At 41.7% G+C, this 14,443-nt stretch carries 14 protein-coding genes; 7 read left to right on the top strand and 7 right to left on the bottom strand.

Going from position 1 to position 14,443, the window contains the following annotated elements; all coding sequences use genetic code 11:
- From AC2JBO_RS35335 to AC2JBO_RS35320, 4 genes are all read right to left on the bottom strand, one after another.
- A partial coding sequence (locus AC2JBO_RS35335; RefSeq protein ID WP_496958308.1) for a ferredoxin:protochlorophyllide reductase (ATP-dependent) subunit N occupies window positions 1–813 on the bottom strand: 813 nt, incomplete at its 3' end.
- A 133-nt stretch (window positions 814–946) separates the two neighbouring features.
- The gene (locus AC2JBO_RS35330; protein WP_496958307.1) at window positions 947–1,684 is read right to left on the bottom strand and encodes a DUF5331 domain-containing protein; all 738 of its coding nucleotides are present in this window, start codon (window positions 1,682–1,684) and stop codon (window positions 947–949) included.
- 30 nt (window positions 1,685–1,714) lie between these two features.
- Window positions 1,715–2,581 carry a ferredoxin:protochlorophyllide reductase (ATP-dependent) iron-sulfur ATP-binding protein gene (gene bchL, locus AC2JBO_RS35325; protein ID WP_496958306.1) on the bottom strand — a complete coding sequence of 289 codons (867 nt, stop codon included), beginning with the start codon at window positions 2,579–2,581 and terminating at the stop codon, window positions 1,715–1,717.
- A 510-nt stretch (window positions 2,582–3,091) separates the two neighbouring features.
- A complete protein-coding gene (locus AC2JBO_RS35320; protein WP_496958305.1) occupies window positions 3,092–3,364 on the bottom strand; it encodes a TIGR02450 family Trp-rich protein in 273 nt (90 codons plus the stop codon).
- 215 nt (window positions 3,365–3,579) lie between these two features.
- Here AC2JBO_RS35320 and trpD point away from each other — a divergent pair, with 215 nt between their 5' ends.
- Window positions 3,580–4,674, top strand: a complete 1,095-nt coding sequence (gene trpD, locus AC2JBO_RS35315) for an anthranilate phosphoribosyltransferase (RefSeq protein WP_496958304.1) — start codon at window positions 3,580–3,582, stop codon at window positions 4,672–4,674.
- Here trpD and AC2JBO_RS35310 read toward each other — a convergent pair.
- On the bottom strand, window positions 4,616–5,665 hold the full coding sequence (locus AC2JBO_RS35310) for a retropepsin-like aspartic protease family protein (protein WP_496958303.1): 1,050 nt from the start codon (window positions 5,663–5,665) through the stop codon (window positions 4,616–4,618). The two genes, trpD and AC2JBO_RS35310, sit on opposite strands and share 59 nt — an antisense overlap.
- A gap of 198 nt (window positions 5,666–5,863) precedes the next feature.
- Between AC2JBO_RS35310 and carA the strand changes: the two genes are divergently transcribed.
- The 5 genes from carA (at window position 5,864) to AC2JBO_RS35285 (ending at window position 10,160) form a co-directional block, all read left to right on the top strand.
- Entirely contained in the window at window positions 5,864–7,030 is a 1,167-nt protein-coding gene (gene carA, locus AC2JBO_RS35305) for a glutamine-hydrolyzing carbamoyl-phosphate synthase small subunit (RefSeq protein ID WP_496958302.1), read from the top strand.
- Between the two features lie 83 nt (window positions 7,031–7,113).
- Window positions 7,114–7,500 carry an STAS domain-containing protein gene (locus AC2JBO_RS35300; RefSeq protein WP_496958310.1) on the top strand — a complete coding sequence of 129 codons (387 nt, stop codon included), beginning with the start codon at window positions 7,114–7,116 and terminating at the stop codon, window positions 7,498–7,500.
- A gap of 289 nt (window positions 7,501–7,789) precedes the next feature.
- Complete coding sequence (locus tag AC2JBO_RS35295; protein ID WP_496958301.1) at window positions 7,790–8,272, top strand: Mini-ribonuclease 3; 483 nt, start codon at window positions 7,790–7,792, stop codon at window positions 8,270–8,272.
- Between the two features lie 596 nt (window positions 8,273–8,868).
- Window positions 8,869–9,747 (top strand): 23S rRNA (guanosine(2251)-2'-O)-methyltransferase RlmB, encoded by an 879-nt coding sequence (gene rlmB / locus AC2JBO_RS35290; protein ID WP_496958309.1) that lies wholly within the window; start codon window positions 8,869–8,871, stop codon window positions 9,745–9,747.
- 110 nt (window positions 9,748–9,857) lie between these two features.
- Window positions 9,858–10,160 carry a DUF1816 domain-containing protein gene (locus AC2JBO_RS35285; protein ID WP_496958300.1) on the top strand — a complete coding sequence of 101 codons (303 nt, stop codon included), beginning with the start codon at window positions 9,858–9,860 and terminating at the stop codon, window positions 10,158–10,160.
- A 128-nt stretch (window positions 10,161–10,288) separates the two neighbouring features.
- Here the strand turns inward: AC2JBO_RS35285 and AC2JBO_RS35280 are convergent, their stop codons facing one another.
- Window positions 10,289–11,731: an amidase gene (locus AC2JBO_RS35280; protein WP_496958299.1), complete on the bottom strand. Its 1,443-nt coding sequence runs from the start codon at window positions 11,729–11,731 to the stop codon at window positions 10,289–10,291.
- Between the two features lie 326 nt (window positions 11,732–12,057).
- The gene (locus AC2JBO_RS35275) at window positions 12,058–13,530 is read right to left on the bottom strand and encodes an amidase (RefSeq protein ID WP_496958298.1); all 1,473 of its coding nucleotides are present in this window, start codon (window positions 13,528–13,530) and stop codon (window positions 12,058–12,060) included.
- Between the two features lie 131 nt (window positions 13,531–13,661).
- On the opposite strand from AC2JBO_RS35275, the gene AC2JBO_RS35270 reads away from it, so the two are divergent.
- Window positions 13,662–14,252 (top strand): TetR/AcrR family transcriptional regulator, encoded by a 591-nt coding sequence (locus AC2JBO_RS35270; RefSeq protein WP_496958297.1) that lies wholly within the window; start codon window positions 13,662–13,664, stop codon window positions 14,250–14,252.
- The last annotated feature ends 191 nt before the right edge of the window (window positions 14,253–14,443 follow it).

Here is a 14,443-nt window from a genome sequence, read left to right as displayed (position 1 = left end):
GCCTATTAACTTACACTTCCGCCGCCGCATTAAAGTGGTGGCGGTGCGACTAAGGAAGGGGTTAACGCCACAAACATAATAGCCTTCTTCAATTACAGGTAACTCTGTAAATCGTTTTGCAGGCAACCAACCTGAAACTTTTATGCCTTGCTTTTTGAGTTCAAGCGTTAACTGTGTAACTACAGGGTCAGGAAGCGAGCCGAAAAGTACCAACGGTGGATGGTCTACATATTCAGATTCGTCTTTGACTATTTCTTCTTTCTTCTTGCCAAAGTTAAGCAGCTTGGTCAAACCATTGCGTTCGTCTTTATCACTTTGTGCAACAGGCGCCTTTTCTGGACAACGTGCTGCCATTGCTGCAAGGACAGTATCTTCGCCCTGTGTAAAGGCATAATCCAAACCATTAGCGCGCGCTACTACAATGGGGATACCAATTTCACCTTCAAGCTTGGGCGCCAAACCCTCTAAATCCATTTTGATGATTTCAGTAGTGCAGGTGCCAATCCAAACAATCACACTAGGGTTACGGTCGCGTTTGATTTGCGTACACAATCGCTTTAACTCTTCGTAGTCATTCAACTTGGCAGAAATATCACCTTCTTCCAACTCTGCCATCGCATAACGGGGTTCAGCAAAAATCATTACTCCCATTGCGTTTTGTAAGAAATAACCGCAAGTTTTTGTACCAATAACCAAAAAGAAACTATCTTCGATTTTCTGGTATAACCATGCAACGCAGCTAATTGGACAGAAAGTATGGTAATTACCTGTTTCACAGTCGAATGTTAAAGCTTGTGATTCTGCAACAGTCATTTTAAAAGTTTCCCCTTTGTTTTAGTTATGAGTTATGAGTGCTGAGTGCTGAGTGCTGAGTGCTGAGTGCTGAGTGCTAAGTTATTAATTCCTAACTCCTCACTCCTCACTCTTAACTCCTCACTCCTAACTCTTATGCATTGGGGAAGAGGCGAGCTATTTCTGAGTCTTCTTCAAAACTAGCGCCAAATTCCCCTTCTTCGCTTTTCTGAGTTTTTGTTTCGTCACTCCAAACATCCATCAACACGTCGCTAAAGCCGTGTTCGTCATCAGACGTATTGAGGTCTTCGAGTTCGTTGAAACCACCGTTCTTATGTGGTATTTCTGTATCAAAAGAGATATCGCCACCAAAACCATCATCCGATGATTCCGAGTGCAACTTTTGTTTTTCTTTGTGTTCTACGGCGCCATTACCATTGAAGGACATTTCTGGTATTTCGCTGTGTGCCGCATCATCCATTGAGAAGTTGTTGATTGCAGTTCCTGTTTCAAAACCACTTGTTAAAATACCTGGTGCATCATCTGATTGAATTGATTGTTCAATAGATTCATTGATAACCATATCGCTATTTTCGCCATAAGGCATCGCACGATTACCAAGTGCAACATCTGGGTCGAAGTGTAAACCTAATACTTCGACGAGGGTATCAGCATCTGGATTTAACTTGGAAAAAGGTAGCATTAGCTGCGCCAGTTTTGGCTCTAGAGCGTTTGCTACACCTAGGATGAGGTAACTTGATGGTCGCTTGCCACCATCGGGTGTGTAAACAGATTCCACTTGCATTTGCAAGACAATCCACTCGCGGTTAGCTTGGAAAAATTGCAACCACTTCTGTTTCAGAGATTCTGTAAAAGTGTAAAAGAATGCCATATAGCCCCATCCCGAGATAGAAATAATGATTTATACAATCATCAAGTCTAATTGTTCTTCCGGATTAGTGACTGCGGGTTTACTCGGATTTAAGTAAAAATCTGATAACAAGGAGAATAATTCCCTATCCTGAGCGTCGTTGGGCACAACTCCTTCAGGACGTGCAAGGATTTGGTCGGCAATACTGAGATAGTAATCACATACGTAATTTAACGAGGGGTCATGTTCTGCCATCTCGAACAAAGTTTTACCTTTGACGCGCGATACACGAATATCTTCTATCAGTGGCAGCACTTCCAAAACGGGCATTGGTACAGCTTCGACGTATTTCTCAATTAGGTCGCGTTTGCTTGTACGGTTGCCTATCAACCCAGCTAAACGCAGTGGGTGAGTCCGTGCTTTTTCGCGAACCGAAGCTGCAATTCGGTTTGCTGCAAATAAAGCATCAAAACCGTTGTCTGTAACTATCAGGCAGTAATCAGCGTAGTTTAGAGGCGCCGCAAAACCACCGCAAACAACGTCACCAAGAACGTCAAACAATATGACATCGTACTCATCGAAGGCATTGAGTTCTTTGAGTAATTTCACGGTTTCGCCAACTACATAACCACCACATCCGGCGCCTGCTGGTGGTCCACCTGCCTCAACGCAGTCTACACCGCCATAACCCTTGTAAATAACGTCTTCTGGCCAAACGTCTTCGTAGTGATAGTCTTTTTCTTGTAAGGTATCAATAATTGTAGGGATTAAGAACCCAGTCAGAGTAAAAGTACTGTCATGCTTAGGGTCACAGCCTATTTGCAATACTTTTTTACCGCGTTTGGCTAGAGCAACGGAAATATTGCAGCTAGTCGTAGATTTACCGATACCACCTTTTCCATAAACTGCTAGTTTCACTTATTTGCCTCTTATCCTTACTTGTAAAAGTTCTACCCAAAAGCTTGCTCGTGGCAATATGCTCGTGTACCTGAATGACATTATTGTTCAATTCCAAACCAAAATAAAGCGCCTATTTTTTGCAATAGTAGTCTAATCCAGAGCTTTTAGAACCAATAAACTATTTTTTGTTATATATCTTTTCAAAACAAGCTTAAATAGTTAAATAATGTTTACTATAGTTATTTATAAAATACATACTATAAAATTAGTAACAATAAACAAAAACTTCAAACCCTTGTCTCCAAGAACTTTTTAACTGTTATAACAACTAGAATATGGAGTTGAAAGCTAGGCAATAGCAATTAGAGTGCAGTCAGTGTAAATAATTATCACAATTGCCTAAATAATCCTCTTAAGCCACGAACGCAAGCTTAGTGCTTCATGTCCTTATGTTTTAGTCAGTAGGAATATTGGCAACGGATACAACGGATGTAACGGATAGGTTATTGGTTACAAATAACTTATCCGTTACATCCGTTTATCATCCGTTGCCAATGAACCCGCGCGTATATCTTCCAGAGTTTGCCAGCCGGGATGCCAAAGTTCCCGGTCTTGTAGTATCGTCGCATTAGTCCAAAAGCGAACATTAGGGTCACAGGATGACACCATCTCCGCATAAACCCATTTTCCCTGGTTTTTACGGTTGACTACTTCAAAATGGCGCCAGCCATCTACTTTATTCTGTGCTGTCCATTTGGAACCGAGTAAATACGGAAATTTTTGCTTTTTTGCTTTAGGCATAATTACTGAAAACTTGGCTCAAGATACTGCCACAATATTGTTAAATTATGTTAAATATTTTTAATTATAGTAAAAAATGTGTACAAACGCTCGTTTATGTTGTGCGGTAGAGAACAATAAATATAAACAAGATATAAATAAACAATATATAAGGTAAGCAATCCTACCTGATTATTCGGTACGATAACTGCGATATCCTACTGTTACCTGAGATTATGAGCAGTTTGCCTACCCCTGTAAAGTCTATAGCAACATCTACAGCCGAATCTACAGTTATCTGGTCTGAATTGCTGCAAAAAATACTCGAACGTGAATCATTGTCGTGCGCTCAAGCGGTTGAGTTGATGTCTGGGTGGTTGAACGGAGCAATACCACCAGAGCTATCGGGAGCTATATTAATCGCACTTCAAGTTAAAGGTGTTTCGAGTGAAGAGTTGACGGGGATGGCACAAGTTTTACAATCTCTATCTGTTGGTTCGGAAAGTCAAAGCGAATTAGCTTCTGCTCCTCTAATTGATACTTGTGGTACTGGAGGTGACGGCGCCTCAACTTTTAATATTTCAACAGCGGTAGCATTTGTTGCGGCAGCAGCAGGTGTAAAGGTTGCTAAACACGGTAATCGTTCGGCATCAAGTCGAGTTGGCAGCGCGGACGTACTAGAATATTTAGGCGTAAATTTGAACGCACCTAGCGAAAAGGTACATGCAGCTGTCCAAGAAGTGGGTATTAGTTTTCTATTTGCTCCTGGTTGGCATCCAGCCATGAAGGCAGTAGCTGGAATACGAAAAAATTTGAAGGTACGAACAGTATTTAATTTACTTGGACCATTGGTAAACCCGATGCGTCCTAGTGGACAAGTCATGGGAGTATATGACCCGAAGTTGCTTTCTACGGTTGCGGGTGCAATGCTGCAATTAGGAACACACAAAGCTATTGTGTTACATGGACGTGAAAAACTCGACGAAGCTTCTTTAGGAGATTTAACTGATTTAGCTGTTGTATGTGATGGAAAGGTCGAGACGACTACAATAGACCCACAGTCCTTGGGCTTGGAAAAGGCGCCTGTAACATCCCTTAGAGGTGGAGATGTGTCGGAGAATGCTGATATTTTAAAAGCAGTATTACAGGGCAAAGGCACAGCGGCACAAACAAACGTTGTAGCACTCAATGCCGCATTAGCATTTTATGTTGGTGATGTTGTACCTTGGGAGGCACACGAGAAAGGTATAAAGTTAGCACTCGATATTTTGACTAGCGGCGCAGCTTGGGATAAATTGGAATGCTTGGTTGAGTTTCTTCAGTCTGAATAGGAGTATGAGGCCGAAACTGAACGACATCGCGTTTGATAGTGATGTCGTAATCTCCAAAAAAGTCGTGTCCCAATAGCCCAGTTTCTAGTTCTGCTCCAGCGATAGCTACAGGAATTTGATTTACTTTGACTGACCCTGCCTCCATTGAATTGATATAACCAATGGGGAAGGTTACAGCTTTGGAACTTGCTGTATTTGCTTTTGCTTTACCTACAGCTACTACAGAAAGCGCCTCTGCCATTTTTTGCGTAATAACAGTACCACTGGCACCTGTATCAACTATCATGTCAAAAGATTGGTTGCCGTTGAATGTGACTTCAATAACTGGTGTACCTCCCATCCTGCGTTTTATTGGAACTGTAATTACCTCTTCGTCGATTTTTTGATTGATGACAGGTTGCTCTGGTTCGTAAGTACTAGATTCGAGTTCGACAGATGGTTGTTGTATTTTCGGTTCTCGCGCGAAAACAGGAACAATAATTTTTGGGGGTTTGGGAGTTGGTGCGATTTGAGGTTTGGTTACATTTTCTGGCACAATTACAACAACTTGAGTTGGTTGTGGTTGTGGTTGTGGGGTTGGTTTAATTCGAGGAATAGCTCTTAGTTGTGCAAGTTTTGCTCTTTGCTGATACTCACCAATTTTGTTTTGGGCAATTGAATAATACGGAGTTCCAGGTTTAACTTGTTTCATCAGCGCAACTGCGTCTTGGTATTTACCTGCTACTAAATTCCAATCGTCAGGAGATTGAGCGGACTGACTTATACTAAATGCACCTGCTGCTCTATCCAAACCCAACTCAAAAATATTGGGTTGGTCAGCACTTGAGACAGGTGCCGACTCAGATGTTGAGGTGGGAGCAACCGTTTGATTTAAAGTCTCTGTCTGAACCGACATCGAACTTTGTTGACTTCTATTACTGGTTTGAGCTTGCTTATTGCAACCAGTAGCGAGCAAGAAGAGCGTAACTAGTATCAGGTTCCACGAACGCATTTCTTGTAATTCGGTTGGGGGCTTGATACATGTAATTCTAACTGCTCAGTTAGCTTAAATCTAGCTTAGTCGGCGCCACATCAAACTGAAAATTAATTTTTTGATAATCGAAAATAAATACTCGTGGCATAATTAACCATCGGAAGCAATTACTCAAGCACCTTAACCACATTACCCCAATATCTATTTTGCACTGCTATGTCACTGTCTGAGGCTATACCTGCTCTACTCGTACTCGCGGATGGAACATCTTACCGTGGCTGGTCTTTTGGAGCTACTGGCACCACTATCGGAGAAGTTGTTTTTAATACCGGCATGACCGGATATCAAGAAGTGTTGACTGACCCCAGCTATTGCGGTCAGATAGTTCTTTTTACTTATCCAGAATTAGGTAATACAGGTGTAAATCCTCTTGATGAGGAATCATCTCGTCCACAGGTACGAGGCGCCATTGCTCGTAATATTTGTCACCGTCCCAGTAACTGGCGTTCAACACAGTCTTTATCTGACTACTTAAAACAGCACCAAATTCCAGGTATTTATGGTATTGATACCCGTGCGCTGACTCGTAAAATTCGTACTGTTGGAGCGATGAACGGCGGTATTTCTACAGATATTCTTGAAGAAAGCGAGCTGCTCGAACAAATTCAAGCGGCGCCAAGCATGAAAGGCTTAAATCTTGTACGTGAAGTCACGACGCAATCTGTATACGAGTGGTCAGACCCAACTACACCAATTTGGGAATTTAACCCTAACTGTCAAAGTGATTTAAAACAAACTTTCACGGTTGTAGCTTTAGATTTTGGTGTAAAACGCAACATACTTCGACGATTAGCGAGTTATGGTTGTCGCGTGGTAGTTGTGCCAGCTAATACCAGTGCCGAAGAAATTTTAAAATATAACCCAGACGGAATATTTCTTTCTAATGGACCGGGAGACCCAGCTACAGTTTCTGAAGGTATTGAGACAACCAAGGCATTGCTTAGAGCCGAAAAGCCCATATTTGGAATTTGTATGGGACACCAAATTTTAGGTCACGCATTGGGAGCAGAGACTTTTAAGCTAAAATTTGGGCATCGCGGTTTAAATCAACCTGCGGGCTTGACGACAAAAGTCGAAATTACTAGCCAAAACCATAGCTTCGCTATCAACCCGGACTCATTACCAGCATCAGTTGTAGAAGTGAGTCATCTTAACCTTAACGACCATACCGTCGCGGGTGTTCGTCACAAGAAACTACCAATTTTTTCAGTGCAATATCACCCAGAAGCTAGTCCTGGTCCCCACGATGCTGATTATTTGTTTGAACAGTTTGTGCAAACAATGAGGGAGGCTCGACTCTCCCAAACGGCAAATGTTGGTTAAAATTGAACTCTCTTTATTCGCAATTAGCAGAGTATCGGGTTTATTATAGACAAAATGCACCAAAACCGTTTATACTTGAGCGTTTGCTTCAAGATGAGGAGGGAGTTATTGCTGAATCACTAAACTTAACCGTTAGCCTGCGAGGTACTCGCGAAGTCCGGGATAACTGTCAGCTATTCCGCCTCACAGGCTTATTAGATGCCTTCTCTGAACCTACATTCCGCAAGGTAATTGGAGGCAAAATTGATGAAGGTCCAAAAAATATCATTTTAGACCTCTCACAAATTGATTTTGTAGACAGTTCTGGCTTAGGCGCCCTCGTGCAACTCGCCAAGCAGGCACAGAATAACGAAGGAACCTTACAAATTGTCACAAACGCGCGCGTCACTCAAACAGTAAAGCTTGTGCGCTTAGAGAAGTTTCTCGCCCTGCAAACAAGCGTTGACGCGGCTTTAGAGAATATCAAGTAGTTTTGACTGCTCCAAGTCGAGACAACTAAAACCAGCTATCCGATGTCAAAAATCTGGATAGCTTTAATTTTACCGAAATTTAAGATACAATAAACTGTTTAGACTGTAATAATGCGCTAGAGTATTATCTACAGATGACTTGAATTGTAAAGCGTCATATTAAAAGTAATTTTATGTAACCACCATGATGTGTTGATAACCCGTAATGGGAGATTGCGGGCAAAGTCTCAAGTTCACCCCAAGATGTGCTGCAAATTGTGATGTATAAACAGTGAGGAATAATGACTTTGTGAATTTATCGGAGGAAGAATCATTTGAAGAACCAACAGAGAAGTCTAATCGGCATTACCCCTGGAACCATGCACTCTTAAGTGCTTGCAACATGTTTCCGAGTCAAATATCTCATCAAGAGCTTCGACGAATTTCTCCTACTGCTTTAGCCTACTTGGGGGACGCAGTTTATGAACTGTACTTTAGAATGTACTATCTCCTACCACCGCAGCGAGTTGACAGCTATCATCGCTCGGTAGTCGCACAAGTACGAGCGGAAATGCAAGCACGCCATTTGCAAACGCTCGCGAAAGAACTGACCGATAGTGAATTAGAAATCGTCCGACGAGGCCGCAATGCTGCTACAGGACGACCGAAGCGAGTGAGTCCGGAAACATATCAACAAGCAACAAGCTTAGAGACCTTAGTAGGTTATTTATATTTAACCGACGAAGCGCGTTTAACAGAACTCCTGCACAAAATACAGACCGACTCAATCTAATCAAATCTTAACAAGTAGTGGTATTTCTACTTCAAGCTTTATTGGGAAAGAAAAATCTTTCTCAAATGGCTGTCTGACCAAATCGCTCGAATTTGGGCAAATTTTGGTGACGGGAATGCCTGCTGACACATGAAAAAACGGGACTTATCATACTTATCATGGCTAACAAAACCAAAAAAATGAATGCTCCTCGCGAACAGCAACGCGGGCAATCCCTCAAAATTAAAGGCAAGCGCGTCGTCGGGCACTCAGTAGTAGCTCCAAGAAAAGCTAAAGACAACGGTAGTACTCCCAGTCCGCGTCCGCAATCAAAGTTAACGCTGCCAACTTTGTCTAAACGATTTGACAAAAATAGAGATGAAGATACCCTTACAGCAAGTCCGCGTCAAAACGGTAAATTTTCCGCACCTTCAGTTAAGCCAGTTGAGCGCAAACGAGTTGAGAATAAGCAGTTTGAAGGTAAACAGTTTGAAGGTAAGTACGAGGGTAAACAGTTTGAAGGTAAGTACGAGGGTAAACAGTTTGAAGGTAAGTACGAGGGTAAAAAGTTTGAGGGACGAAGAACCGAAAGCGTTCCATCTCGTCAAGGTGTAAGAATAAAGGGCAAACGTGTGGTTCCACATTCGATTGGTGCCCAAAAAATTGTACGAGATGTGGAATTTGATACAGAGATCAAGTCAGAAAGCAGTGACATGATTTATGGTCGTCATCCAGTTCTGACGGCGTTAGAAGGTGAGCGTCATCTCAACCGCATTTGGATTACTCCGCGCTTGCGTTATGATCCCCGCTTTCATTCGCTTATTCTCCAAGCAAAAGAAAATGGTACAATTATTGATGAAGTTGAACCAAAGCGTCTAGACCAAATTACTGAGCAGGCGAATCACCAAGGTGTAGCAGCACAAGTTGCTCCCTACAATTATACTGACCTACACGAATTAATCACTCAAGCTTTTACAAAGAACTACGCACCAGTAATTGTAGTTGCTGATGGCATGACTGATCCCCATAACCTCGGCGCCATCATTCGTACTGCTGAAGCTATTGGTGCCCACGGGTTGGTTATACCTCAACGGCGCTGTGCTGGCATCACTTCCACAGTGATGAAAGTCGCAGCAGGTGCGTTAGAAAACTTTAGCGTCTCACGGGTTACTAATTTAAGCCGTGCCTTAGAAGATTTGAAAGCTGCGGGTTTCTGGATTTATGGTACTGCTGATGATGCTAGTGTTCCATTGCACTCAGTTAATTTTGGCAACCCCAAAGACGAGAAAAAACTTAGCCCCATCGTAATTGTCATTGGGTCAGAAGGCGAAGGTCTAAGTTTGTTGACACAACGCGCTTGCGATGTTTTAGTATCAATTCCCTTAGCGGGCAAGACTCCTAGCCTGAATGCCTCTGTAGCAGCAGGTATGACGCTTTACGAAATTTATCGTCAGCGCTGGGTAAATAGCGTAAATACTTTACATCCTGCTAAGTAAGCAACAATTTCTTTGAAAAAATTAGAGTAAAAGAGTATAAAGAAATGTGAATGCACACTTTTTCAACGTACCTTTTACACACAGTTCAAAACATCTACTTGGTGAAAGCCATGACAAGCGTTTGGAATAACTTCAAAGAATTGTTGATCAACGTATATCAAAACTTTGGTATGGCGTGGTGGGTCGAGGTCAAAACTCAGTCCCCGCGTTGCACCTATTATTTTGGACCATTCCTAACATCAACAGAGGCAAGTGCCTCTCGTAAGGGTTATATCGATGACCTTGAACAAGAAGGCGCCACAGGGGTATCTGTAACAGTCAAGCGCTGCAAACCGGGTGTTTTGACAGTAGCAGATGACTTGGGGGAATTGACTGACCGCAAAGTTCAGCCTATCTTTAGCGGTCAAATGTAACCAAAGGCTTCTACCGTTTCCCAGCTTGCACTCTGGGGAACGTATAAGTCTTTAAATAAACACACAAATTTTGCCTTGAGATACTTTTGCAAAAACATCTTGTGGAACAGGCATCCCTGCCTGTTCCTTTAAGATGTGTAACCAGGTAGAATTTGATAACCTTGAGTCACATTTGCAAGTTGCTGCGCGATACTTAATAACTCCATTTCCTTCCACCGTTTACCAATAATTTGTATTCCAATAGGTAATCCCGTTTTATCTTGACCAATGGGGATCACCACAACTGGATGTCCAGTAAACGCAAACGGCATTGTATAGGCGCCACTCGCCAGCAAATACGGTATTTTTATATCATCAACTTCAATCGCTGCGCCTTTAGCGCGATGGGTAAATGCAGTAGTACTAGCAACTGGACATAACCAAACATCGAATTTTTCTAACGCTTGATCTAATTGGGCAATAATTCGGTCACGTTCAGTCAGCACCTCAAAATACTTTTTAGGATTTGGATTTAATAAACTAGGCAAAAGCTGACTCAGGTTGCTAAGGTTGCGAAGTGTTTTATCACCTTGAGTTGCTTCACGAAACATAAACGGAAGCACTTGTAAAAAATCATCAAATTCCCAAGGTTTAGCGTGTCCCATGCTGAGAGCTACAAGTAAGTTGTAGAGTTGTAAAGTTTCTCCTAAATCAAACTTTTCAGGACTCCAGTTTTCTACATAGGCGCCTGTTTGAGCTATGTTATTAACAAATGATTTAATTGCAGCCTGAATGGATGAAGCAACAGGAATTTCTTTCCAACCATCAGTCCAAGCAATTTTTAAATTTTGTAAAGATTTATTTGATGCAATATCGAGAGGAACAGGTGCCACATCAGGTTGTTTTAAATCTGTGCCTAATGATAGTAATAACCATAATTGTAAATCTTCAATTGAGCGCGCGAAGCATCCTGGGGTGAGCATGTGTCGAATACATTTTGGCTGTCCAGGTACTTCTGGAATATGTCCAGCAGTAGATATACGACGGTCTGTTGGTTTTAAACTATACACACCACAAAAGTGAGCAGGTTGGCGCGTCGAACCACCAATATCATCTCCAATTTCTAAGGGCGCCATACCAGTAGCCACAGCAGCAGCACTACCACCCGAACTTCCACCTGCTGTACAATCTAAATTCCAAGGATTGTTAACTTTTTCAAATAAATCATTTGTACTTTGATAATCGCTTGCTAATTTAGCTAGATTTGATTTACCCATAATAATTGCTCCTGCCGCACGTGATCTTTGTACTACTGTTGCGTCTTGAGTGGGAATATAATTTTTAAGTCTTTTATATCCTGCGGTTGTTCGTAGTCCTGCTGTTTCGTATAAATCTTTAACAGTCATTGGGACACCGTGTAACTTTCCCCAGTTTTCTCCCTTTGCTAACGCTTCGTCTGCTTGTTTTGCTGTTATGCGCGCGTGTTCTTCATCAAGTGTACATATGGCGTTTAGTTTAGGGTTATGTTTGGATATTTGAGCTAGGTGTGCTTCTAAAACTTCAACCGCAGAAATTTGGCGTGTGCGTATCATTTCTGCTATTTTGTGTGCGGGTAGAAATATTATATTGTTCATTTTGTTTATAAAACCACAAAGACACAAAGGGCACAAAGGAAGAGAGAAGAGAGTTGTAGGGTGGAATGGCACTTACTTAACGTATTAGTGGTGCGTGAAAGCACTGTATTTGGCGTTACATTGCTTGATAGTAATAGCTTTCACGCACCCTACCCAATGCGCGTTGGTGCCTCAAAATGCTTAAGTAAGTGCCATTCAGTTGTAGGGTGTGTGACGCTATGAAAGAATTTGGACGTAATGAAAAGACTTGTAGCGTCACGCACCAACTACTGTAAATAAATCACTTAGTAACCAAGTGGATGTTGAAAGCTTTGAGTGACTTCGCTAATGTTCTGTGCAATTGATAATAATTCCATTTCCTGCCAACGTTTACCAACAATTTGCATTCCTATAGGCAATCCATTTATAGTTTGTCCAATTGGAATTACTAGAACAGGATGACCTGTAAGGTTAAATGGAACTGTATAGGCGCCATTAGCCATTTGATATGGTACTTTTCGATTATCAACTTCAACAGCTATACCTTGAGACCGATGGGTAAATGCAGGTGTTATTGCAACTGGACATAACCATACATCCCATTTTTCTAGTTCTTTATCCATTTGTAAAATTAGCCTATCCCGTTCTTGTAAAGTTTCAAAATATCCTTTCAAAGTCGGATTAAGACCAACTGGAAATGCTATCTTAGGAATATTGCTTATCTGACGTAGTGCTTTATCTCCTGTTATTGCTTCACGTAATAAAAATGCGATGTTATGACGAAAATAATCAATATCTTGATTTTGTGTAAGCGGAACAATATACGTACTTAGCGCATAATAAACTTGCCATGCTGCTAAAAAATCAAATTCTAGTAAAGCGCGCTCAATTTGGGCGCCTTTCTCATTTGCAAGTTTTTTAGCTGTGGTTTGCATAGCTAATTTAATATCCTCTGCAACTGGAAATATTGGTACTTCATCAATCCATCCAATTCGTATATCCTTAAGATTACGATTGCTAGGAGTATCTAAAGGTACTGGTGGAATATCAGGTTGATGAATATCGGCGCCTGCAATTAAGGAAAAACAAATTCTTAAATCCTCAACCGAACGACTCAAGGTGCCTACAGTCATCATTTGACGAATACTTCCAACTCCAACAGGTAAATTACCAGTTGTCGGAACTCTTCGGTCAGTAGGCTTAAGTCCAAAAATACCGCAAAAATGTGCAGGTTGACGAATTGAACCACCAAAGTCAGAACAAATATCCAACGGTGATAAACCTGCGGCAACAGCAGCTGCACCACCACTGGAACTTCCACCCGGTGTATAATTTAGATTCCAAGGATTATTTACACGCGGAAAAATTTCGTTGTAACCTTGATAATCACCGCTTGCATTCGCCAAATTTGTTTTGCCAAGAATAATTGCTCCTGCCGCACGCATTCTTTGTACTACAGTCGCATCTTGTTTGGGCACATAGTCTTTAAGTGGTTTGTAACCTGCTGTTGTACGAAGTCCAGCAGTTTCAAATGCGTCTTTAATAGTTATAGGTACTCCGTGCAAAATTCCCCAACTCTCGCCACCTAAAGTTGCTTCATCTGCAAGAAAAGCACGCTGACGCACGTTTTCTATATCGAGAGTGCAAATTGCGGACAGTTGAGAATTACACTCATCTATCTTCTGTAAATAAGCATCTACTACTTCCAATGACGAGGTTTCCCGTTCTCGTATCATCCGAGCAAGCTCATAAACAGGCGTGAAGGTTAAATCACCCATATAGTTTTGGATTTTTACTCGATACAATATATATTAAGTTAATATAATTAACTTTTAGTTAATTGCGTTAACTAAACTAGGAGTTTGTATTTCTCAGCACTCAGCACTCAATACTCAGCACTCAATACGATATGGGGCGCCCAACAAAAGAAAATTCGTTAACGCGACAGGATGTAATAGAAGGAGCAATTAGCTGCTTGGAAAAAGAAGGAGAAGCAGCACTTGGTGTAAATCGAGTTGCGCGGGAGTTAGGTATCAAGCCACCCGCGATTTATAAACATCTTGATGGAAATACAGCACTACGGAAAGCAGTAGTGTTGGAAGTGTGGCAAAAATATTTAACGTATTGTCAACAACAAACCGCAGGAAATTGTCAACCTCGCGAAATGCTGCTTGCAGGTGGACGCGCAACACGTAACTTCGCGCGCACATACCCGGCGTTTTACAGATTAATAATGCAATATCAACTACAACCTAGTGACCCCGATGCGGCTGTTGTAATTCAGAAATCTCTTAGTTTTTTAAAAAACTCGCTACGTTTATATGAATTAAGTGAAAATCAACTAATTGATGTAATGCGGATGGTCAATGCTGCCATCACAGGCTTTATTTCTATCGAGCAAGCAGGGTTGATGACACTGGGACGTTCTACCGATGAAAGTTATGAAGTTATGCTTGATGCGCTACTGGTAGCAATTGAGCATATACGTTCAAAAAGCTAAATACAACCAAGGTATTTTTATATTAAGTTAGTTTACATCTTGTGGGTATAGTTTACATATTGTGGGATGTCTTGTGGGATGGGTGTCCTCGCCCGTCCTATCTCAAAGTTATTAAGAGCGGGCAAGGATGCCATTGGTGTCAAGTTAAGGTTGGCGCCCATACGTCAACGATAGGTTTTGTGATGAACGAG

It is taken from the genome of Calothrix sp. CBUCES-K 9914 (assembly GCF_059640475.1).
Note: the sequence above shows the minus strand (reverse complement) of the source record. Positions and strands in the feature narration are given on the sequence as shown.

What these genes read in the sequence shown, in the direction of transcription:
- trpD (WP_496958304.1), top strand. Translation starts at nt 3,580, where the DNA reads ATGAGCAGTTTGCCTACCCCTGTAAAGTCTATAGCAACATCTACAGCC.
- AC2JBO_RS35330 (WP_496958307.1), bottom strand. Translation starts at nt 1,684, where the DNA reads ATGGCATTCTTTTACACTTTTACAGAATCTCTGAAACAGAAGTGGTTG.
- AC2JBO_RS35270 (WP_496958297.1), top strand. Translation starts at nt 13,662, where the DNA reads ATGGGGCGCCCAACAAAAGAAAATTCGTTAACGCGACAGGATGTAATA.
- AC2JBO_RS35275 (WP_496958298.1), bottom strand. Translation starts at nt 13,530, where the DNA reads ATGGGTGATTTAACCTTCACGCCTGTTTATGAGCTTGCTCGGATGATA.
- carA (WP_496958302.1), top strand. Translation starts at nt 5,864, where the DNA reads ATGTCACTGTCTGAGGCTATACCTGCTCTACTCGTACTCGCGGATGGA.
- AC2JBO_RS35280 (WP_496958299.1), bottom strand. Translation starts at nt 11,731, where the DNA reads ATGATACGCACACGCCAAATTTCTGCGGTTGAAGTTTTAGAAGCACAC.
- AC2JBO_RS35320 (WP_496958305.1), bottom strand. Translation starts at nt 3,364, where the DNA reads ATGCCTAAAGCAAAAAAGCAAAAATTTCCGTATTTACTCGGTTCCAAA.
- AC2JBO_RS35285 (WP_496958300.1), top strand. Translation starts at nt 9,858, where the DNA reads ATGACAAGCGTTTGGAATAACTTCAAAGAATTGTTGATCAACGTATAT.
- AC2JBO_RS35310 (WP_496958303.1), bottom strand. Translation starts at nt 5,665, where the DNA reads ATGCGTTCGTGGAACCTGATACTAGTTACGCTCTTCTTGCTCGCTACT.